The 20,963-nt window shown below is 56.7% G+C and carries 18 protein-coding genes and 1 tRNA gene; 9 read left to right on the plus strand and 10 right to left on the minus strand.

Annotated features, from left to right (window positions below):
* Positions 1-61: 61 nt before the first annotated feature.
* Positions 62-136 (minus strand) — tRNA-Gln (locus tag V7651_RS16670).
* Positions 137-333: 197 nt separating this feature from the next.
* On the opposite strand from V7651_RS16670, the gene sppA reads away from it, so the two are divergent.
* Positions 334-2,106 carry a signal peptide peptidase SppA gene (sppA, locus tag V7651_RS16675; protein ID WP_335613812.1) on the plus strand — a complete coding sequence of 591 codons (1,773 nt, stop codon included), beginning with the start codon at positions 334-336 and terminating at the stop codon, positions 2,104-2,106.
* 161 nt (positions 2,107-2,267) lie between these two features.
* Positions 2,268-3,272: an NAD-dependent epimerase/dehydratase family protein gene (locus V7651_RS16680; RefSeq protein WP_335613813.1), complete on the plus strand. Its 1,005-nt coding sequence runs from the start codon at positions 2,268-2,270 to the stop codon at positions 3,270-3,272.
* On the opposite strand, the gene V7651_RS16685 is transcribed toward V7651_RS16680, so the two are convergent.
* Both V7651_RS16685 and V7651_RS16690 read right to left on the minus strand, forming a co-directional pair.
* Positions 3,257-3,994, minus strand: coding sequence for an RluA family pseudouridine synthase (locus V7651_RS16685; RefSeq protein WP_335613814.1), 738 nt, complete (start codon positions 3,992-3,994; stop codon positions 3,257-3,259). The two genes, V7651_RS16680 and V7651_RS16685, sit on opposite strands and share 16 nt — an antisense overlap.
* A complete protein-coding gene (locus V7651_RS16690) occupies positions 3,991-5,304 on the minus strand; it encodes a replication-associated recombination protein A (protein ID WP_335613815.1) in 1,314 nt (437 codons plus the stop codon). The genes V7651_RS16685 and V7651_RS16690 overlap by 4 nt, the downstream gene beginning before the upstream one ends.
* Positions 5,305-5,361: 57 nt before the next feature.
* On the opposite strand from V7651_RS16690, the gene V7651_RS16695 reads away from it, so the two are divergent.
* Both V7651_RS16695 and V7651_RS16700 read left to right on the plus strand, forming a co-directional pair.
* The gene (locus tag V7651_RS16695) at positions 5,362-6,204 is read left to right on the plus strand and encodes a TauD/TfdA dioxygenase family protein (RefSeq protein WP_035540372.1); all 843 of its coding nucleotides are present in this window, start codon (positions 5,362-5,364) and stop codon (positions 6,202-6,204) included.
* A gap of 69 nt (positions 6,205-6,273) precedes the next feature.
* Positions 6,274-7,536: a cytochrome P450 gene (locus V7651_RS16700; RefSeq protein ID WP_335613816.1), complete on the plus strand. Its 1,263-nt coding sequence runs from the start codon at positions 6,274-6,276 to the stop codon at positions 7,534-7,536.
* On the opposite strand, the gene V7651_RS16705 is transcribed toward V7651_RS16700, so the two are convergent.
* The 4 genes from V7651_RS16705 to V7651_RS16720 form a co-directional block, all read right to left on the minus strand.
* A complete protein-coding gene (locus V7651_RS16705) occupies positions 7,533-8,939 on the minus strand; it encodes a Do family serine endopeptidase (protein ID WP_035540366.1) in 1,407 nt (468 codons plus the stop codon). The genes V7651_RS16700 and V7651_RS16705 overlap by 4 nt on opposite strands.
* Before the next feature lie 73 nt (positions 8,940-9,012).
* A complete protein-coding gene (locus V7651_RS16710; RefSeq protein ID WP_035540364.1) occupies positions 9,013-10,470 on the minus strand; it encodes an MFS transporter in 1,458 nt (485 codons plus the stop codon).
* 27 nt (positions 10,471-10,497) lie between these two features.
* Positions 10,498-11,721: an acyl-CoA dehydrogenase family protein gene (locus tag V7651_RS16715; RefSeq protein ID WP_335613817.1), complete on the minus strand. Its 1,224-nt coding sequence runs from the start codon at positions 11,719-11,721 to the stop codon at positions 10,498-10,500.
* Between the two features lie 16 nt (positions 11,722-11,737).
* Positions 11,738-12,028, minus strand: a complete 291-nt coding sequence (locus tag V7651_RS16720) for a putative quinol monooxygenase (RefSeq protein ID WP_035540362.1) — start codon at positions 12,026-12,028, stop codon at positions 11,738-11,740.
* Positions 12,029-12,310: 282 nt separating this feature from the next.
* Between V7651_RS16720 and V7651_RS16725 the strand changes: the two genes are divergently transcribed.
* The 5 genes from V7651_RS16725 (at position 12,311) to V7651_RS16745 (ending at position 16,885) form a co-directional block, all read left to right on the plus strand.
* Positions 12,311-13,330, plus strand: coding sequence for a glycosyltransferase family 2 protein (locus tag V7651_RS16725; protein WP_335613818.1), 1,020 nt, complete (start codon positions 12,311-12,313; stop codon positions 13,328-13,330).
* A gap of 70 nt (positions 13,331-13,400) precedes the next feature.
* A complete protein-coding gene (locus tag V7651_RS16730; protein ID WP_335613819.1) occupies positions 13,401-14,315 on the plus strand; it encodes a metallophosphoesterase family protein in 915 nt (304 codons plus the stop codon).
* 56 nt (positions 14,316-14,371) lie between these two features.
* Positions 14,372-14,962, plus strand: coding sequence for a polysaccharide biosynthesis/export family protein (locus V7651_RS16735; protein ID WP_335591740.1), 591 nt, complete (start codon positions 14,372-14,374; stop codon positions 14,960-14,962).
* A gap of 421 nt (positions 14,963-15,383) precedes the next feature.
* Positions 15,384-16,016: a sugar transferase gene (locus tag V7651_RS16740; RefSeq protein WP_335613820.1), complete on the plus strand. Its 633-nt coding sequence runs from the start codon at positions 15,384-15,386 to the stop codon at positions 16,014-16,016.
* A gap of 53 nt (positions 16,017-16,069) precedes the next feature.
* Complete coding sequence (locus V7651_RS16745; RefSeq protein ID WP_335613821.1) at positions 16,070-16,885, plus strand: family 16 glycosylhydrolase; 816 nt, start codon at positions 16,070-16,072, stop codon at positions 16,883-16,885.
* Between the two features lie 19 nt (positions 16,886-16,904).
* On the opposite strand, the gene V7651_RS16750 is transcribed toward V7651_RS16745, so the two are convergent.
* The 3 genes from V7651_RS16750 to V7651_RS16760 form a co-directional block, all read right to left on the minus strand.
* A complete protein-coding gene (locus V7651_RS16750) occupies positions 16,905-17,990 on the minus strand; it encodes a glycosyltransferase family 2 protein (protein ID WP_335613822.1) in 1,086 nt (361 codons plus the stop codon).
* 462 nt (positions 17,991-18,452) lie between these two features.
* The gene (locus V7651_RS16755; protein ID WP_035539736.1) at positions 18,453-19,739 is read right to left on the minus strand and encodes an O-antigen ligase family protein; all 1,287 of its coding nucleotides are present in this window, start codon (positions 19,737-19,739) and stop codon (positions 18,453-18,455) included.
* Entirely contained in the window at positions 19,736-20,884 is a 1,149-nt protein-coding gene (locus tag V7651_RS16760) for a glycosyltransferase family protein (protein WP_051624918.1), read from the minus strand. Before V7651_RS16760 ends, V7651_RS16755 begins: the two co-directional genes overlap by 4 nt.
* Positions 20,885-20,963: the final 79 nt, after the last annotated feature.

The following is a 20,963-nucleotide window of genomic DNA, read 5'->3' on the forward strand; positions in this document are numbered from 1 at the left end:
AAGGCAACACTCGCAATACAGCGATACCTAGTATTACTATGTTGCAGAGCAGCAAAATGGATGGCTGGGGTGCCAGGATTCGAACCTGGGAATGCCGGTACCAAAAACCGGTGCCTTACCGCTTGGCGACACCCCAACGCGAAGCAGGCGAGATAGCCACTCTTGCACACGCTGGCAACACCCGATCACACGGTTTGAGCGGTCATATCCCATCAAACCTTGTGACAAGGCGCATGTTTCTTTGTCACATGCTGCCAGGCCTTTACATTTTTATCGATAATCGGCAACGTCCTAGTGACGATCAATGATCACACCGAACGGAGTTCGCACCCTATGAAAACATTCTTTCTCTCCATGGCAGGCGCCTTCGCGGCCATGCTCGTTTTCATCCTGCTGATGGTTTCATTTGTCGTGGTGCTCATTGCCGGGGCAACGAGTTCCGCCCCTCCCAAACCAGATAAAATTGTTCTGAGCCTCGATCTCAATGCAGAATACCCCGATCAAAGTCCTGTTGGTGGATTGGCAGCTTTTTCACAAACGCCCGGTTTTATAGATCTGCTGACCAAACTTAAGGCAGCTGAGACCGACGATTCCGTCAAAGGCCTCTATGTGAGGGGCGCCATGATCGGTGTCGGCAGCTCTCGCGCGGAAGAATTGCGCCAGGCTTTCCACAGTTTCCGCGACTCGGGGAAGTTCATCATCGCGCATACGCAAGGCACTTACGGCATGAGCGGCCCGTCCGCGCTTCGCTCCATCACGGCTGCCGACGAGATCTGGATCCAACCTGGAACGGACCTGTTCGCCACAGGCGTCACTTTTGAGACTGAATTTCTCAAAGGCCTGTTCGACAAGATCGACGTGACCTCGGAAATCTACCCGTTCTACGAGTACAAGAACGCACCCAACACATATAATGAGACCGCCTACACGGAACCACACCGCGAGGCGATGACGGCTCTGGCTGATTCGATCTGGAATGTCTCGCTCCGCGAGATTGCAGAAGATCGCGGTATCCCGGTCGGCAAGCTCAAGGCAGAACTCGAAAGCGGTCCGAAAACGGCCCAGCAAGTCATCGATCTCAAGATCATGGACAAGCTTGGATGGCCGGAAGAAGCCGAAGAAGCTGCCAAGGAACGCGCAGGCAAGGATGCCGAGCTTGTCGAACTCGCAGGCTATATTGCGCCAATGGTCAGCTTGAAAGCTCCACTTATTGCCGTCGTCGGCGGCGAAGGTGCGATTGTAACAGGCGGCGCCGAGGGGGGCTCACCCTTCTCCAGCCCGCCAGCCTTTGCATCAGACGCGATAGCCCGCGCCATTCTTGATGCAGGTGACAATGACAAGGTAAAGGCCATCGTCTTCCGCGTCGACAGCCCAGGCGGATCGCCCACAGCCTCTGACCAGATCTGGCGTGCCATCAAACGCGTCCAGGAAAACGGCAAGCCGGTGGTCGTATCGATGGGCTCGCTTGCCGCTTCAGGCGGCTATTACGTTTCCGCAGGCGCTGACTATATCATGGCGGACCGCTCGACGATCACTGGCTCGATCGGCATCTTCGGCGGCAAGTTCGCCCTTGAAGGCGCGTTCAACAAGATCGGCGTAACGTTCGATACGGTCAGTGTCGGGGGCGAGTTCGCTGATGCCTATGGGACGGGCAAGTTCACCGAAAGCCAGGAAGCTGAAGTGAAAGCGTGGCTCAAGCGCGGCTATGACCGCTTCCTCGGCATTGTCGGCGACGGGCGCGGCATGACCTATGATGAAGTCAATGAAATTGCACGTGGCCGCGTGTGGAGCGGCGAGGATGCCATCAGCAAAGGCCTGGTCGATGAGATCGGTGGTTTCATGGATGCCATTGAAAAGGCCAAGGAACTCGGCGGCATCGAGGCCGATGTCACGCCGCGTCTGACTTACTACCCGCGCCGCAAGTCGGGCTTTGAGGCCCTCGAAAGCATTTTCGGTGTCTCGGAGGAAAGCGCGAAGGTCGCCTATATGCTCGGAACCGTCGCCAATGACGACCGCATGCAGGTACTGCTCGAAGAGATGACCGCAGCAGACGCGGCAAACTCAGGGCAGATGATGGCCATCGGCCCACGCATTCGCGAGCACTGATACATCCATCTATATTTACCTAAAGGCCTGCCGGGAAACTGGCAGGCCTTTTGCACACTCGGGCCGTAAGCCTTCGCGAGACCGGTATTGTGTGCAATAGCGGCCTCGCCCCTGTTACACGGCGCCCAATCTGGGCCAAGTAGAGAGATACGAGTTTACCCATGAAAGTCCTGCTGACCGGTGCTGCCGGATTTATTGGAAGCGAACTGGCTCACCGCCTGCTCTCTGAAGGCCACGAAGTCTGCGGCGTTGACTGTTTCACACCCTATTATGACGTACAGCTCAAACATGACCGCGTCGCGCGCCTGACGCCTTTCCCATCGTTCGAAATGCACCCGATCCGCGTCGAAGACGACGACGCAATGAAAAAGGTGTTTCACGACTTCATGCCGGAGATCGTCGTGCATCTCGCAGCGCAGGCTGGAGTACGCTACAGTCTCGACCATCCGCGCGAATATATCGACGCCAACGTCGTCGGCTCGTTCAATGTAATCGAGCTTTCGCGCCAGACAGGCGCCAAGCATCTCGTCATGGCATCGACAAGCTCGGCCTATGGCGCGAACCAGAAGTTTCCATTCGAGGAAACAGATGCTGCGCCACACCCGCTTACCATCTATGCGGCGACCAAGCTTGCCAGCGAACTGATCGCGCACAGCCACTCCCATCTCTATGGGACACCGACAACCATGCTCCGCTTCTTCAGCGTGTATGGACCATGGGGCCGGCCGGACATGGCCTTCTTCCTGTTCACCGACAAGATCTTCAAAGGCATCCCGATTGATGTCTTCAATCATGGCGATCTGCTGCGCGACTTCACCTATGTTGAAGACCTTGTAGAGGCGATCCGCCGCTTGATGGACACGCCGCCTGAAATGGACGCGCCCGTGAGCCAGACCGACTCCCTGAGCCCGGTTGCGCCCTACCGCCTCGTCAATATCGGCAATGAGACACCCGTACGTCTCATGGATTATATTGAGGCGATCGAGGACGCGATTGGCCGCAAGGCGGTCAAGAACATGATCGGCATGCAGCCCGGTGATGTGAAGCAGACCTATGCTGACGCCAGCTTGCTTAAAGCCCTGACGGGATATGTTCCGACAACGGATGTCAGAACTGGCGTCACCGCATTCGTCGAATGGTATCGCGAGTATTACAAGCCCGAATAATCTTCGAGCCCGTGCACTTCCGCGAGTTCACCGAAAATGTCGGGCAGCGGCGCCTCCAGCGTCGCAGTCACACCTGACGGCCGGGCGATTTCCAGCTTCAGGGCATGCAGCATCAGGCGCGGGGCGCCCTGCAGGCCTGTGCCATATATTGTATCGCCGAGAATCGGGCAGCCGAGATGCGCAAGGTGAATGCGTATCTGGTGCATGCGGCCTGTTTCCGGACTTAGCTGCATCAGCGCATGCGTTCCTGATGCTGCCAGCACCTTCCACCCTGTTCGAGCAGCTTGCGCGCCCTTACGTCCGGCCTTCGCAACAATCATGCGCGCCCGCCCACCTTCCTGCACCTTTACAAGCGGTGCATCGATCACCCCTTCACGCCCGGATGGGATCGCGCCACTGACCATCGCAACATAGGTCTTGCGCGTCCGCCGCTCCGCGAACTCAGCGGAAAAGAAAGCAGCAGCTGGCTGCGTCTTTGCCACGATGATGACACCCGATGTGCCAGCGTCCAGCCTGTGCACCAGCTTTGGTCTTTTGCCGTTGGATCGCGCAAAGGCGACCAGAAGGGAATCCAGAGAACGATCAATGCCTCGCCCATCCTGGACAGGCAGGCCAGATGGCTTGTCAAAGCCGATCAAGTCGAAGTCCTGATAAATTATCAGTCCACGCATGAACGCGACATCTTCGGGTGAAATATCCGGCACTGGCTTGTTTCGTGTCATTTGCCCCCCTGCTTACGCGCACGGATAGCCGCGATTTCTTTCAGGCGCTCGGCAATGGGGCGCTCCCGCCCCTGCCCTTTCGGCTCATAATAGCGCTCACTTTCCATGCCGTCCGGAAAGTAATTCTGCCCTGACACGCCCTCTTCAGTATCATGATCATACTGATAGCCGTCGCCATAACCCTGATCCTTCATCATGGACGTCGGCGCGTTGAGAATGTGCTTTGGCGGCATACGACTTCCCGTCTGGGCCGCCGCTCGGCGTGCCGCCTTGTAAGCCACATAGGCCGCGTTGGATTTCGGAGCGGTCGCCAAGTGGATAACGGCATGTGCAAGCGCAAGTTCACCTTCAGGGCTCCCTAGCCGCTCATACGTGCGGGCTGCTTCCCCGCAAATCATAAGCGCTGTCGGGTCCGCCAATCCGATATCCTCGCTCGCCATCCGCACCAGGCGTCGCGCCAGGAAAAGCGGGTCTTCACCGCCCTCCAGCATGCGCGCAAACCAGTACAGCGCTGCATCCGGGTCAGACCCACGAATGGATTTATGCAAGGCCGAGATGAGATTGTAATGCTCTTCCCGGTCCTTGTCATAGGCTGGCGCCCGTTTCTGGACAGCCGCGCTCAATTCCTCAAGCGACAGGAGGCGCGGCGCGCTCGCCATCATGAAAGCCTGCTCGGCCAAATTCAGCAAATAGCGACCATCACCGTCCGCCATGTCGATCACGGCCTGCCGCGCGCGATCAACAACAGGCAGCGGCCGCCCCTCCAGCGCTTCGGCCCGCTGCAGCAAAGTCTCCATCGCCTCCGGCTCCAGCCGCTTCAGCGTGAGAACCGCGCAGCGCGAGAGAAGCGCGCCATTGATCTCGAAACTCGGATTCTCGGTCGTGGCGCCAACAAGCGTCACGGCGCCGCTTTCGACATACGGCAGGAACCCATCCTGCTGGGCCCGGTTGAACCGGTGGATCTCATCAACGAAGAGCAGCGTGCCCTTTCCCATATCGCGGCGCGCCTGCGCCTTGTCGAACACGGCGCGCAGGTCTTTCACGCCCGAAAAGATCGCACTGATCGCCTCGAACTCGAGATCCGTCTCTGCGGCCAGCAGCCGGGCAATCGTGGTCTTCCCCACGCCGGGAGGGCCCCACAGGATAATGGAGGACAAACGCCCGGCCTCAAGCATCCGGCTCAGCGGAGCGTCCGCACCGATCAAATGGTCCTGGCCAACCACATCGGCCAGCCGCGCGGGCCGTAAACGGTCCGCGAGTGGTCGCGGAGCGGACTCGGAAAGGCCTGAAGCAGCAAACAGATCGGACATAAAGCACTCCTAGGCGGGAACTAGCTGCATGATAAGGTGACCATGGAGGAAAATAACATGTCGATAGAGATTAGTCCGTCAGGACAGCCATTCGCCGCATCCGTAACCGGGCTTGACCTGTCCCAGCCCGTATCGCCTGATCTGGTGCAGGAAATACGAAACGCATGGCTCAAGCACCACGTCCTCGCCTTCCCCCGCCAGTCCATAAGCGATGACGACCTGGAGCGCTTCACACTCCTGTTCGGGCCCTTCGGCGACGATCCCTTCATCGCTCCCATTCCCGGCCGCAAACACATCATCGCCGTCAAACGTGCCGCAGATGAAACAGCCCCCATATTCGCCGAAACCTGGCATACCGACTGGAGTTTCCAGGCCACGCCGCCGGCCGGAACGTGCCTTTACGGCATTACCATTCCGCCTGAAGGTGGCGATACGCTCTTCGCGAACCAGCACCTGGCACTTGAGCAGATGCCCGACTCGCTACGCCAGAGGATCGAAGGGCGCTACGCCATTCACTCTGCCCGCAACGCCTACGCTCCCTCCGGCGCTTACGGCGAATCTGACAGGGCCGCCGGTCGCTCAATGGATATCCGTCCTTCCGCAGACGCAGATGCCACTCAGCGGCACCCTCTGATCAAGCCCCATCCTGAAACCGGGCGCGACGCGCTCTTTGGCTGCGCCGGCTACATCATCGGCATTGAAGGGATGGACCCAGCAGAATCCTGGGACCTCCTGAGCGAAATTTACCGGTGGCAAACGCAGCCGCAATTCCAGTATCGGCATAAATGGCAATCGGAAATGCTTCTGATGTGGGACAATCGTAGCCTGCTCCACATGGCAACTGGCGGATACAAGGGCTACGACCGTCTGTTGCATCGCACAACAATCGGTTCGGCCTGACGTCTTCCCTGTACGCGCAATCAGGCGTAGCGTGTTTCCCATAAGAATAAAAACACATGGGAGGATACTATGGCGGACACCCTGCATCAGGTGGGACCTGACATACCTAATCCGTGGGATATCCCACTCGAGACACTCGATGTGTCGCGGGCGGAGCTCTTTCTCCACAATCGCCATGGCGACTACTTCCGGCGCCTCCGTGAAGAAGACCCCGTTCACTTCTGCGAGAAAAGCCAGTTCGGCCCCTTCTGGTCGATAACCCGGTATGAAGACATCATGGCCGTGGACTCAAACCACCGCGTGTTCTCATCCAAGCGGGATATCGTGATTGGCGACGCCCCGGACGATTTCGACACGCCGATGTTCATTGCGCAGGATCCGCCGATACATGACGTCCAGCGCAAGGCGGTACAGCCCGCTGTCGCGCCCACGCAGCTCAGCGACATCGAAGCCCTGATACGCCAGCGCGTGTGCACCATTCTGGATGCACTACCAATCGGGGAAGAGATCAACTGGGTCGAGCAGGTCTCGAAAGAGCTGACTACCCAGATGCTGGCAACACTCTTCGACTTCCCCTTCGAAGACCGCCACCTCCTGCCCTACTGGTCCGATGTCACGACGACGTCTGAAACCGTGGGCATTGAAGTCGACATGAAGCACCGCGAAGCGGAACTCCATAAATGCCTCGCCTATTTCATGGGGCTCTGGCAGGAACGCGCGGCCCAGCCACGCAAGTTCGATTTCATCTCCCTGTTTGCCCATGATCCCAAGACTAAGGACATGATTAAAAATCCAATGGAACTTCTGGGCAACCTCATGCTGCTCATCGTCGGCGGCAATGACACGACCCGCAACTCCATCTCGGGCGGCGTTGTCGCGCTTAATGATTTTCCGGAGCAATACGCGAAACTGAAGGCCGATCCTTCCCTCGTTCCCAACATGGTGTCTGAAATCATTCGCTGGCAAACGCCGCTGGCCCACATGCGCCGGACGGTGCTCGAGGATGTCGAGTTTCAGGGCAAGCAGATGCGCAAGGGCGACAAGGTCGTCATGTGGTATGTTTCAGGCAACCGGGACGGTTCCGTCATCGAGAACCCCGACCAGTTCATTATCGACCGGGCGAACGCACGTCGGCATCTGTCGTTCGGCTTCGGCATCCATCGTTGCATGGGCAACCGCGTCGCCGAGATGCAGTTACGCATTCTCTGGGAGGAAATCCTTGCTCGGTTTGAACATATCGAAGTCGTCGGCAAGCCGGAGCGCGTCCTGTCGAATTTCGTGCTTGGCTTTGAGAATGTGCCGGTAATCGTTCATGCGCGCCAGGCTGACTAGAGGGTCACGGTGCCTTGGATCATGTGCCCGTTCCGCTCAAGTTCGATATTCCATGTATGGGTATCGGGCTTGAGCAAGGCCTTCAGGTCTTTGACGGACTTTGTCTGAACGCCATTCACAGAGCGGATGATATCGCCGGGCCGGAAATAACCCCGCGCCACCGAACGGCGCAGAACCGAGTGCACATAAATGCCAGACCCCTTCTGGAATGGGTCGAGACCATTCTCTTCCGCGAGGCGTGGCGAAAGCTCAACGACGCGCGCACCTGAGAATACATTCTGGCCATCGAGCAAGACGACATCAGCTTCGGTTGCGCCCGGCGGCGGCGCCAGCTTCACCTTCTTAGTCATCTGCTTGCCACCGCGCAACAGGGTCAGCTCTGTCGTTTCACCCGGGCTTTTGATCGCAGCCAGAAACTTCAGGCCTTTCTCGTCAAACACTTCGCGACCGTCGATGTCCGTCACGAGATCGCCCCGACGCAGGCCCGCGCGATCCGCCGGACCATCATCGTAAACTTCCGTCACCATCACGCCGATCGGGCGGTCCAGCCCTTGCGCCTTCGCCATGTCATAACTGACGGCCTGCCCGGCAAGGCCCAGCCAAGGGCGCACAAACGACCCCTCATTGATGGCCGCATTCACCACCCGTTTCACCATCTCAGCAGGAATGGCAAAGCCGATACCGTTAGAACCTCCTGAACGCGAGAAGATCGCCGTATTGACGCCGACGAGCTCGCCCTTGGTATTGATGAGCGCACCACCGGAATTGCCAGGGTTCACGGCCGCGTCGGTCTGCAGGAAGAAGGCATAGTCGGAAATGCCGACATCCGTACGCGCCGTTGCCGACAGGATGCCGCTGGTGACGGTCTGCCCGATACCGAACGGGTTACCGATGGCCAGCACGAGATCCCCAACCTGCGATGCACGCGTATCGGCATAGGGCAAGGTTGGCAGCTTGGCGCCATTCGTGTCGATCTTCAGCACGGCCAAATCGGTGCGCTCATCCGCCAGAACCAGTTCAGCAGGATATTCCCGGCGGTCACTGAGCACGACACGAAATGACTCAGCACCCTCCACGACATGATTATTGGTGACGATCACACCATCCGCCCCGACGATCACGCCTGATCCCAAGGAGTTCTGCACGCGCTCGCGCGGCGCAACACCGCCGGAAAAGAACTGCTCCATTGGAGAAACGCGTGAAGTCACACGCTTCTGTGTGTAGACGTTTACAACTGAAGGAGAGGTCTGCTTCACCAATGGCGCAAACGAGAGTTCCATCTCGGTGCGGCTCTGTGGGACGATTTCCTCGGCTTCGGCAAACAAGGGCAAAAGCGCGACGATGAGGAGCGCCAGAACTGCCAGACCCGCTACAGCCAACAGTTTCGAGATGTGTTTCGTCATAGGTAGTGAGTGCATCATGACTATGGCTCTATTGCGGCATCACTCAGGAGGCAATTCGTCAATATATGACATTTCAGTCAGAATGCGGATTTGGTCCAATCGTACCAGCCCGCTCTGCCAGTGCCCGAAGATTGGCCTCATGCCCTTCCCGGCTGATCCGATAGAACGAGACGCAGAATATCATGAGCATCCAGATCGAGAGCAGCGAGACAGCATAACCGATGCCCAGCAATTGTAGCTGCGATTCTGGCACATTACCCGGCCGCATGCCCGGCGTAATGGAGGCGACTGACAGGACAATCGCCGCAAGCATCACGCCTGAGCCCTGTGCGAGCTTGCGGATAAAGCTGATACCCGCGAAGAATATGCCTTCCGACCGCCTTCCGGTCTGGAGTTCGCTATCCTCAACGATATCGGCAATCATGGAGCCCATCAGCATCTGGGTGGCGATGATAAGGGCGACGTCGAACACCGTGACGGTTATCACGATATTGAACAGAAGGTCCGTCCCGTTAGGCGGCATGATGCCAATCACGCGCGCCAGAACCGGCGCCGGCGCTATCGTGAAAGCCATCAGCCCCACGATGATTGCACCTCGCTTCTTGCCAAGCGTCTTGCCGACAAGAGGCGCCACAAAGAGGGCAATCACGGCCGATATATAAACCGCCACCGTAAGAAGTGCCGTTTGGTCCGTCGTGAAGCCCCAGAAGAGTCCATTGATATATTGGTTCAGCGACGCAGAGATACCTGTCGCAAGGAGCCCGAATAGGGTCGCCAGGAAGAGCGCGCGGAATGACGGGTTTGAAACCGTCTCCAGAATTTCCTTGAAAATGCGTCCGACCGTAAGTTTCCGCTGAGGCGGCGGGGACTTCAGATGTGGAATATGACCATGCGTTCCTGCCGTCGTCGCGAGGACAGCGAGGAAAATGACGATGGCCGCCCAAAGCCCGTAAGTATGCCAACCCTCCTTGTTGAAGAAGCCGGACGGATCCGCCTCGGTTGGCCGCAAAAGCAGGGCCAGAAGCGCAATCTGGATACTCAGGCCGCCGACCCAGGCAAAGAAATATCGATACGACATTAGCGACGTACGGGCGTCATAGTCGCTGGTCAGCTCGGCGGCGAGGGCGTTCTGTGGCACTTCATATATTGTGAAGAGCAGTCTCACACAGATCGTCAGCGCAACCAGCCAGCCAAAAAGATCATTCCCCTCCAACCCGGCGGGTGGATTCCACGCGAAGAAATACGCAATGGCGACGGGTACCATAGCAGCATACATGAACGGGTGTCGTCGCCCGAGGCGTGTCCGGAAATTGTCCGACCAGTATCCGACCACCGGGTCTGAAACTGCGTCGACAATGAGTGCGATGAACAGCGCAGCCGCCACAAGCGAGGCCGATACGCCCAGAACCTGACTGTAATAGAACAACAGGAAATAATCGAAGCCGTTATTCTTCACGCCATCTGCGATGCCCCCTACGCCAAACGCGATGCGGGTCAGGTGGCTCGGTTTGCCTTGGGATCCAATGGCCATGCGCAGCCCCCTGTTCAGCGTAAAGACTTAAAGACCAAGGACCATCTTGGACATGATGTTACGCTGGATCTCGTTCGAGCCGGCATAGATCGATGTCTTGCGATAGCTGAAATAGCTCGGAACGGTCGTAACGGCCTCAATCGGCGTTGGCGTGTCGGCGTTCGCACCGTCGCGTGCCAATTCCATAGTGTTCCGCACGAATGGCGCCCCGTAGGTGCCTGCCGCCTCAATCGCGAGTTCAGTGATCGCTTGCTGCATTTCAGAACCGGCACATTTCAACATAGAGCTTTCCGGCCCTACCGCCTCACCTGCCGACAGCGCAGAGAATATGCGCTGTTCCGTGGCATCAAGCGCTTCGATACCGATCTCCATTTGCGTGAGCTTGCGCGCAAAATCAGGGTCATTCAGGAGATCACCACCCGTGACACTATCGACCTTGGCCAGCTTGCGCACCTTCTTCAACATGTTGCGAAGCCCCGGCGCATAGGCATTGCCGCGCTCGAACTGAAGGAGGTACTTGGCGTATGTCCATCCCTTGTTCTCCTCGCCAATCAAGGATTCCGCTATCGGAACGCGTACGTTCTCGAAGAAGACCTGATTGATTTCCTGCTCGCCTTCAGGCGGGCCGTCGAGCGTGGGCAGAGCTGAAATCGTGATGCCAGGCAGGTTCATCGGAAAGATAATGAAGCTGATGCCTTCCTGGTTTTTGCCGCTCTTGTCTGTCCGCACGAGGCAGAAGATCCAGTCAGCCCATTGTGCCAGCGTGGTCCATATCTTCGATCCGTTGAGCACATAGTCGTCGCCATCGCGCACTGCGCTCATTTGGAGGGACGCAAGGTCCGAACCAGAGCCGGGCTCAGAATATCCCTGGCACCACCAGACATCGGACGAGAGGATTGACGGTAGGTGTCGCTTCTTCTGCGCCTCTGATCCGAAAGCCATGATCACCGGCGCAACCATCGCAACGCCCATAGGGCTGACAATGGGCGTTCCCGCTGAGGATAGTTCCATGTTCAGAATATACCGTTCCGACGGGGTCAGCCCCGGACCGCCGTATTGCTCAGGCCAGTTGGGTGCAATCCAGCCCTTCTCATACAGCTTCTTTTGCCAGGCGACCTGCCCTTCCTTGTCGAGATAACCATTCTTGGACAGCGCCATCTTTGCCCGAAGGTCAGGCGTGTAAGATTCGGCAATCCAGTCGCGTACCTCTTTTTGGAACGCGGTATCTTCGGGCGTGAATGACAGATCCATTCTTCGGCACTCCGCCTTATTCTACGATGTCGTAATACTGGATTTCCGGCGCTCCGCCGAGGACACCACCCAGTTTCGGGCCAGCTGCCTTGAAATACTCGGTTTGGCCATGAGACTTGAGAGCATCGGCCGAAGCGTATTGCTCCATGAAGATATAGTCGGTTTCAGAACCCTTGGTCTTGTAAAGCTGGTAGGTCAGACAGCCCGGCTCGTTCGCCTTGACCTTGGCCATCAAATCCTTGGCAATCTGCTCGAACTCGGCCTGCTTGCCGTCCTGAATCTTGAGTTTCGCAACAACGCCGATCATGTGGTCTCTCCCTTAAGTACGATTTGTTTTTCTGCACACTATGAGCTTCCCGGGCGGGGGCAAGCTTGACCTAGGGGCGCGGACTCCAAAAAAGATGGTTCAAGGCGGGAAGGTCCGGCTGAAACGTCAGGCATGTGGATCAAAATCCGTTGTTCCTGACAGCTTTTCGATGTTCGAGTGTAGTATTTCGAGTCTCAGCGGCCGCTAATTCGTGTATTGCGCGTAATTTGGAACGGGACTTGCTCATGTCCCGTTGAAACGAGCCAACTTACAGGATTCACAGTGGAATCAAGCGTCATCCCTCTTGAGAGAACAGATATTAGGATCGATGCCTCGCACGTTCTGGCCGTGATACCGGCGCTGAATGAGGCGCGGCATATCGAGACCTGCATCCGCTCGCTCATGACAGGTGACGTCTGGCTGCGCAGCGTCCCGCTCGTTGTGGTGGACGGGGGCAGTACGGATGGCACAGCAGAGATCGTGGAAAGACTTATCCACGAATTCCCAAACCTAAAGATTCTTTACAATCCTGAACGGTTCCAGTCGGCGGCGGTCAATCGTGCAGTAACCGAGTGTGCCGATGCGGACACCCGTTTCCTCGTTCGTTGCGATGCCCATTCCGTATTTCCTCAAGACTTCATCCTGTCAGTCACCAGCGTCCTCATTCACACCAGCGCCGCTTCGGTTGTCATCCCAATGGATGCCCGCGGCGAAACCTGTTTTGAGAAGGCAAATGCCTGGATCGTCGACACGCCGCTCGGATCCGGCGGATCAGCCCACCGCGGCGGGCGCCAGTCCGGCTATGTCGATCACGGCCATCATGCCGGCTTTGATCTTACCGTTTTCCGGACCCTGGGGGGCTATGACGGATCATTTTCGCATAACGAAGACGCCGAGTATGACGAACGGGTCGCTCAGGCTGGCGGCCGCATATACCTCGATGCCACCATCCGCAAGATCTACATCCCACGCTCAACCGTAGGGACGCTGGCCAAGCAGTATTTCAATTACGGAAAAGGCCGCGCGCGGACCATATTCAAACATCGCCAGAGACCAAAAATCCGCCAGATGTTGCCTGTTCTGGCGCTGCTCGGCAGCGTGGCCGGGCTCCTGGCCTCGCCCTTTTTCCCAGTCGCCTTAATCCTGCCTTTTGGTTATCTCGGCATACTTGTTGCTGCGTCAATCATCGTCAGCGTCTCCAAACGCTCTACCTGCGGGCTTCTTGCAGGGCTTGCGTCGGGTACGATGCATATGAGCTGGGCTGCAGGATTCATCAAGCAATCCCTTATGGGGGCTCGATAATCAGGTGAGGCAGGAAATTGGCGTTTATCACGAAACCACTATAAAGAGAGAGATTGACCAGAAAGTAACCATGTCCAGATTGCCACAACTCTTGCAGAGGTCTTTACTGGAACAGTTCGGGCGCCTAACGCGCTCGGCGACGTCGCTGCGCGCCCGGATTCGTGCGGGCAGCACGCGTGGCGTCCATCTGGAGTCCCCGGCGGTGGCGCAACCTGCCCGCAGTGCGGTGACCCGTGTGACATCGGCTCCTGATGGAGAGTGCCTTTACGCAATCGGAGACATTCACGGAAGGCGTGACTTGCTTGAACGGTTGGTCGAGGAAATCGAAGCCGATTCGGCCAATTTGCCTGAAGGCACAACCGTCACGCTTGTCTTCCTTGGCGACTATATTGACCGTGGCTTGCAATCCCGCGATGTCATTGAATTCTTCCTCGGAGACCGCCTGGATAAGTTCAACACGGTCTTCCTGATGGGCAACCATGAAGAGGCATTCCTCAAGTTTCTTGAGGATGCCTCTTTCGGCAGCCAATGGGTTCGTTTTGGCGGCGGAGAGACACTTTACTCCTACGGTTTTCAACCACCGAATACACGCGGAAGTCTCGGCTCGCATGAGGCCATGGCGGCGGCCCGCGATGCCTGGGCCACGCTTTGGACGGCCTTTCGGGAAAGGCTGCCTGAAGCCCACCTCGACTTTTACCGATCCCTAAAACCCTACTATACGGCTGGCGACTATTTGTTTGTCCATGCTGGCTTGCGGCCTGAAAAGGCCATGCAAGACCAGACCATTCGCGACATGCTCTGGATCCGGGACGAGTTCCTTGACGACACGAAGCAATTTTCGCATCTCATAGTCCACGGGCATACGCCAGCCGAAGGTATATTCCGTGACAATCGCCGCATTGGCCTCGATACCGGGGCCTTCCTGAGCGGCAAACTGTCTGCGGCAAGGTTCTTCGGCAAGGACATTAGCTTTCTGACCACCTGAGTGTGTCAGTGTGAAACGATGGGCGCCTTTAAGCGCCTCTGTATGGAGATTTCAAAATGTCGCTGCTTCGTTCGGCAATTTTTACGGCGATGGTCGCCATGTTCATGTTTATGACAGCATGTGAATCCGGCGGCACGGCTACCCGTCAGGTAGTCGATAACTCCGCACCGACACAGGCCCAAACGAATACTGCTTATACTTTGGGCACGGGCGACAAACTTCGCATCAATGTTTTTGGTCAGCCCGAACTTTCGGGTCAATTTGTAATCGACGGAACTGGCGCAATCTCCCTTCCATTGATCGGTCAGGTGGCCGCGACGGGCAGCAGCAGCCAGGAACTTGAAACCGCCATCGCAGAGAAGCTGTCGGACGGTTTCCTCCTTGAGCCACGTGTCAGCGTAGAGGTTACAAATTACCGCCCGTTTTACATCCTTGGCGAAGTGGGCCGGCCCGGCGAATACCCCTTCAATTCAGGTTTGACCGTTTTGAATGCTGTAGCCGCTGCTGGAGGTTTCACCTATCGGGCCAACAAGAAGGTCGTGTACATCAAGAGTGTGGGCGCTGAACAGGAAGTTAAGTACGAGCTTAACACCAACACGGTTGTGAAACCTGGCGACACGCTTCGCGTAAGCGAGCGCATCTTCTAGGTTCCAAACGAATCAGTCAGTCATTACCAAACATATGCACGCCCGCGTGTCCGATTCAGGGACACGCGGGCGCTTACATATTGTGCCAGTGTTTTAAGCAGTGTGTCTCGTATCGATACACAAAACTCGTCGAAAAGCCGAGTATGAATGAATATTTATCCAATACTTCCCCAGAGACGCGAAAACGACAGAAAATGTATACAACCAGTTAATTATTTGCGGAATTCGCGGTATAACGATTGCAAATCTGGGCTCGAACGCAATAAGCGTCAGAGTCAGATGCGGCAGGAAATTTGCAAATAGGTCGAGTGGACGCGGCCGATTAGCAAAACCGCAAGTAGATTATTAGGGGACCAGAATGGGCTTGAGATTAAGTAACCCGTCAAGGCAGGCAGAAGCCGCCGCTTATGCAGCAGCGACAATGCGCCAGCCTTCGAGTGGCGATCACGCGCAATTCAAACGACTTGTCGACATTGTTGTCGCTGGCGCCGCGCTCTTGTTTTTGGCCCCGCTCATTCTCGCCATCGCGCTTCTTATCCGCATGCAGGATGGCAGCCGGGCTTTCTATTCCCAGAAGCGCTATGGCCTGAACGGCGAGACCTTCAATTGCTTCAAGCTGCGCTCGATGGTTCCGGATGCCCGCGAGCAACTTGAATACTTGCTGGCAACGGACCCTGCCGCTCGTGCGGAGTGGGACGAAACACAAAAACTGACAAACGATCCGCGCATCACTGCGATCGGCAACTTCATTCGCAAGACGTCAATCGACGAATTGCCCCAACTTTACAACGTCCTACGCGGTGACATGTCTCTCGTGGGCCCACGTCCGATCGTCGAAAATGAAATCGTTCGTTACGGCGAAAGCTTCCGCGCATATTGCTCGGTCCGCCCAGGTATAACAGGCCTGTGGCAGGTCAGCGGCCGTAGCGACACAACCTATCCGGAGCGTGTAGCAACGGATGTGGAGTATGTGCGCAGCCGATCCTTCTGGGGTGATATCAAGATCATGCTTCTGACTGTTCCTGCCGTCCTGATCTCGAAAGGCGCGCGCTAAGCTCACCAGGTACGGTTTACCGAAGCCCGGCCCCTATAGGGAGGCGACAGGCAATGTCCCGTATCAGAGCCATCATCACTGTCAGCATCGTCTGCGTTCTCGCCGCGATAATCCTGATCAGCGTGAAGTCCCGAACGTCCACAAGCACAGTGCTCAGCCCGGACAGGGGCGATGGAGCATCCTTCAACCTGTCATTTAGGGACAGTTTCAATGGGGAGGACTGGTACGTTTCAGACTTCACCCTGAAATCAACCTTCTTTCGGGTCGGCTGGATCCCGGCAAATGTTCACTACCATCCCCCAAGTATTTCGCTCGAACTTAATCGCAAACCTGCACCTCCGCAGCCTTTCTCCGGCGCTGAAGTTCAAAAACGCGGTTTCTACGGCCACGGGCGCTATGAAGTTGTGATGCAGGCCGCCCCCGGTTCAGGCGCAGTCTCCTCTTTCTTCACGCACACGGATGCCACCTTTGGCGACCCACACGACGAAATCGATATCGAATTCCTCGGAAAGAACACGCGGCAACTTCACGCGAATATTTTCACAAAGGGAAAGACCCGCGGCTCGATCTACATCGACCTGCCCTTTGATGCCGCCGAAGAAGTCCACCTCTACGCCTTCGACTGGCAGCCGGATAAGATTGCCTGGTATGTCGATGACAAGCTCGTCAAAACCGTCACATCACGCGATCGGCCGATTCCAGAAACGCCAGGCCGGATCATCATGAATATCTGGACAGGCACATCGCAGCAATACAGTTGGCATGGCGAACCGACCTTCGCGGACCCCACACAAGCAAGCTATTATTGCGTCAGCTTCCGCAAGGCAGGCGACGCGAGCCCGCAATGCTCTGATACATTCATTAAATGAGGTTCTGGAGCGAGGCGGCTCAACCGCCGGCACGCAACCGTTTCGCAAGATAGCGCATCCAGCCGGGCCTACTCTTCGCATCGATCTTCCAACTCATGAGGCGCCGCTTTCCACTTTCAGGGAGAAGTCCAAAGAGCTCCCAGAAGATATATGCAAACAGTGACCGCATACCCGTTGCATGACCTTTCTCGTAGCGCGCCGATCGGTGAGCAAGCTGCTTGATTGAATCGCCCTCAACTGGATGCTCACCCGGCGCGAACAGCATCGAAACGAGACGTTCGTGAATGTTGTCAGGGTCATCCGCACCGAGATCGGCTGCAACGCGCAGGCCTAAACGATTGGAATGCTCCCGTATGGCGCGATAGCGTTCGGCATCATGGGCAATGCACCAGCGCGACCGCTTGGCATAGGCGCTGCTGAAGCGCGAATGCTGGCTTCCATGTAGCCGATAGCCTGAGATCGGCGCTTCAAAGCTTCGCGACGCCCCGTAGAGCGGAACGACAGCCGACAGATAGCCATCCCCGCCCTGCCGGAAAGCCTCCGGGTCCATCGGCATAACATGCGCCAGATGCCGCCTTGAAAAGACGAGCCCCGAAGTGATCGTGCCATGGTAGCGCCCGGCTGACCTGAGTTGCTCGGAAATATCACCGTCAGCCAACGGCATGGCAGGTGAAGGATGAATGCCGCTTAGGGTACCTGCTTCATCCATGTAGCGCATGCGGTAATGATAAATCGCAACATCGGGTTGGTAGTTTGACAGAATGGTCTTGATTGCGCCCGGCAAGAGGCAGTCGTCAGCATCAAGGAACATGATAAGCTCGGAAGTCGCGCGACTGAATCCTGCATTGAAGCCGGCGCCATGTCCCCGGTTCACTTCCTGGAAAACCATGGTGACCCGGCCAGCATATTCGCTGATGACATCGCGTGAATTGTCAGTCGAGCAATCATCCACCACAATCAGCTCAACAGCCTCATCCTGCGATAAAACGCTATCGATGGCAGAGGCAACAAACTTGGCGTAATTGTAGTTCGTGATGATGATCGAAAGCCGTGGCGATGCGGTCAGCCCGGCAGACGGTTCAGAAGGCGTTGTTGAAGACGTCATTTACAGGATCTGCGTTGCAGTTGAAGCTTCTGTCAACAATGCAGGATCAACGCCAAAATGATTCTGTGCGCACCATTTTTTCAGCCAAGCGCAATCAGCCAAATAATGAAACTATGCCCGCGATAATGCCGGCCCACATCAACGCACTTAGACCAACGATTATGAGCAGTCGCGCCCATACCGGCCACTTATCAGGGGCGCCTTTGTCGATATATCCCGCCTCTGAACGCATGTGCGCGTCAACAGAATAGTCGACAGCAGATCGACGAGACGGAAAGGCTGGGTTCGGAGTCATCATCGTATGTTTGACCAACCAACTTTAACGACAGCTTAAAAAAGCGTGCTTTGCGTTCAGCCCCTATTCATAAAGCATGCCCGGAAAATCAGGCGATAATGCGTTCAAAACCCGCAGCAGACGCCTTGGTTCCATGAAACTATAGAGAGAATAACGCTGAGTACCCGTCAGACCGTGTGGCGAATGACGACCGGCACCCTGCCCTCAAACTTGCGCGCACCCGCGCCCATTGTCGTCATCGCTCCGAAATAGAATAGATTCACGAGCGTATTGAACGTGCTCCAGAGAGAGGATTCCGTGAAGGTTGACGTGAATATGATGACCATCGTGATCAGCAGCGCAGAGCTGTCCATTCCCGGCGCCCGTAGCCAACTCACGATCGTCCGCTTCATGCACCAGCCCAGAATGAATATGAACAGGACGAGGCCGACATAGCCAAGGTGAACGCGCACTTCCCAATATGCGTTGTGGAAGGTCAGTTTCGTTCCGAAGGCCTTGAAATCGTTCTCGTTGATCGTTTGCGCCGCGCCCACATCATACTGCCAGAAACCTTCAAGCCCCAGGCCGAACAGCGGATGCTCCTGACTGACAAGTTCCGCCTCGCGCCAGATCAGCGCACGGCCGGAGAAAGTCGAGTCCTTGCCCAACAGCCCGAGGAAATCATCCATGAGGGTGTTTTCCGGCATGCTCAGCACAACCATCGTGCTGGCGAGCGCAACAAATGCGGCAAACATTGCCACGGATAGACGCAAATGGCGTATCTTGCCAAAGCTGATCCAGAAGTAGCGAACACCAATCATTCCGGCGATACCGACAACGGCGAAGACCAGTGATGTCGCGGAGTGCGCAAGGTATTGGTAGACGAAACAGATCGGCACGAAGGCAAGGCCCAGCAAACGGACCCATATCGGCTCCTTGTCATTGAGCGCCGTAACGAGGCTCATCAACATCGCAAACAGCATCTGCATGGCGAGCAGGTTCTTCGAGCCATACGCCCCGCCATCAGCAAAAGTGCTGAGCGTAGGGGTAACATATATCGTGGTAATCATGCCCGCAAACATCAGGCAGCGCAGCACTTGTCGCGTATTCAGCCGCACGCCGATCACAATGATCGTTAGCGGTGTCAGCAGCATCAACATACCCGACCGGAGCGCTTCCGAAGGATAGGGAGACCATGTAAACGACAATAGTCCGAATATTGGCAGAAGGAAAAGCGGCCAGCATTTGAACAATACCGGCATTACCTCCCGGTAAAACATCACTGTGAGGCCGACAAAATAGGCCACGAGCAGATAGCGGATTGGCGCGACGCCATCCAGCGGCAGGTACGTCACAAAGAACCAGAGCGTGATGATCGCCTGCTCCCACAGAGGAGCCGACCGGCCCGAACTGTAGAGGTTGCCAAACCCCACCACTTCCTCTTCGCTGACCTTGATGGGCTTGACCATGTTCATTTCGCGCGCGCTCCGGCGAGGGCACGCGCTAAAACCTCCGAGAAGAACCCCTCAGGCTGGATAAACACCTCGTTAGGCAACTCAAGCAACCTGTTGCGGTAGCTCTCGAGAACAGAACGATCTTGCATCACAGCCGCGATCAAGGTCGGCAATGTCTCAGAAAGGGGTTCCGAAATCGTGAAGCCGCAAGCTTTCTGCTCGATCCACCCGGCCGTTTCAGTGAGATTGGGCGCAATGGCAGGTGTCGCAAAATAGCCGCCCTCATAGATCCGGTTCGGCAACAGCCAGACAGAATTATATCCCGCCTCCATGAAGTCCCCGGCCCAGACAAGATCAAGGCCTTCATAAATACCGGAAAGGTCTTCGGGAGACCGGTAGCGGCCCGCGAAAGTCATGTTAGGCCGCGCGTCTATGGCCGGCTCAAAGACAGGAATCTCTTTACGCGCGGGCTGGCCATGGAGTCGAATTTCCAGCGTGTCCGGAAATCGATCAGCCAGATCGCAAAGCAGCTCGAAGGACCTTTTGCACCTGAGATTGCCTACCCAACCCAGCACAAAACGTCCACAATTCTCCGAAACGGCGCCATTATGAGCCGCCGGACGAGGGCCAAAGTCACTTCCGGCTGCCAACCTGTTTTCAATGAGGAAGGGCGTGTAGAGCCCCCGATAGTATTTCTCGAAATGATTGGTGAGAAAGGCAGGGGAGCTGACGACCAGACCAATTGTCCGCCGCAACAGGCTCTTTTCAACCCACCGCAATGCCTTTCCGATAAAGTCTTCACGCGTCAGCAGCCGGTGAACGTCCAGGCTCTCATAGACGACCGGCGTCTTGAGCCGGGTATAGTGCTTGGCCAGAAACGCGCAGGCCAGCATGTCCAGATTGCGCGCATAAATTACATCGACTGAAGCCAAAGCATCGAGAGAGTTGGCCGCAACGCGGGCGCCTGAGAATATGCGCAACACGCGTTGGAGAAACGCCCCATCCCGGGTCTTGCCCAGATCCACATTGTCCCAGTCGGTCGCCACATCATCTTTGCGCCGCATCATGAAGCCCGTTACCGCCAAGCCATCATCCTGCATGGCCTGGACGCGGCGCCTAACAGCGGCATCCCCGGCATCATGACCAAAAAAAGCGACCTTGGTCATTACAAGCCCTTGCGCGCGCCCTTCCCCGGTGCGGATCCGGGGCGACGGCACGCCGCCCTGATCACCAGCGTATCTCATG

Source organism: Hyphomonas oceanitis, from assembly GCF_036964545.1.
Lineage (GTDB): Bacteria > Pseudomonadota > Alphaproteobacteria > Caulobacterales > Hyphomonadaceae > Hyphomonas > Hyphomonas oceanitis.

Coding starts and splice junctions, on each gene's coding strand:
- V7651_RS16695 (WP_035540372.1), top strand. CDS start 5,362: ATGTCGATAGAGATTAGTCCGTCAGGACAGCCATTCGCCGCATCCGTA.
- V7651_RS16745 (WP_335613821.1), top strand. CDS start 16,070: ATGTCCCGTATCAGAGCCATCATCACTGTCAGCATCGTCTGCGTTCTC.
- V7651_RS16710 (WP_035540364.1), bottom strand. CDS start 10,470: ATGGCCATTGGATCCCAAGGCAAACCGAGCCACCTGACCCGCATCGCG.
- V7651_RS16720 (WP_035540362.1), bottom strand. CDS start 12,028: ATGATCGGCGTTGTTGCGAAACTCAAGATTCAGGACGGCAAGCAGGCC.
- V7651_RS16715 (WP_335613817.1), bottom strand. CDS start 11,721: ATGGATCTGTCATTCACGCCCGAAGATACCGCGTTCCAAAAAGAGGTA.
- V7651_RS16730 (WP_335613819.1), top strand. CDS start 13,401: ATGTCCAGATTGCCACAACTCTTGCAGAGGTCTTTACTGGAACAGTTC.
- V7651_RS16680 (WP_335613813.1), top strand. CDS start 2,268: ATGAAAGTCCTGCTGACCGGTGCTGCCGGATTTATTGGAAGCGAACTG.
- V7651_RS16705 (WP_035540366.1), bottom strand. CDS start 8,939: ATGACGAAACACATCTCGAAACTGTTGGCTGTAGCGGGTCTGGCAGTT.
- V7651_RS16685 (WP_335613814.1), bottom strand. CDS start 3,994: ATGACACGAAACAAGCCAGTGCCGGATATTTCACCCGAAGATGTCGCG.
- V7651_RS16760 (WP_051624918.1), bottom strand. CDS start 20,884: ATGACCAAGGTCGCTTTTTTTGGTCATGATGCCGGGGATGCCGCTGTT.
- V7651_RS16700 (WP_335613816.1), top strand. CDS start 6,274: ATGGCGGACACCCTGCATCAGGTGGGACCTGACATACCTAATCCGTGG.
- V7651_RS16740 (WP_335613820.1), top strand. CDS start 15,384: ATGCGCCAGCCTTCGAGTGGCGATCACGCGCAATTCAAACGACTTGTC.
- V7651_RS16690 (WP_335613815.1), bottom strand. CDS start 5,304: ATGTCCGATCTGTTTGCTGCTTCAGGCCTTTCCGAGTCCGCTCCGCGA.
- V7651_RS16755 (WP_035539736.1), bottom strand. CDS start 19,739: ATGAACATGGTCAAGCCCATCAAGGTCAGCGAAGAGGAAGTGGTGGGG.
- V7651_RS16735 (WP_335591740.1), top strand. CDS start 14,372: ATGTCGCTGCTTCGTTCGGCAATTTTTACGGCGATGGTCGCCATGTTC.
- V7651_RS16750 (WP_335613822.1), bottom strand. CDS start 17,990: ATGACGTCTTCAACAACGCCTTCTGAACCGTCTGCCGGGCTGACCGCA.
- sppA (WP_335613812.1), top strand. CDS start 334: ATGAAAACATTCTTTCTCTCCATGGCAGGCGCCTTCGCGGCCATGCTC.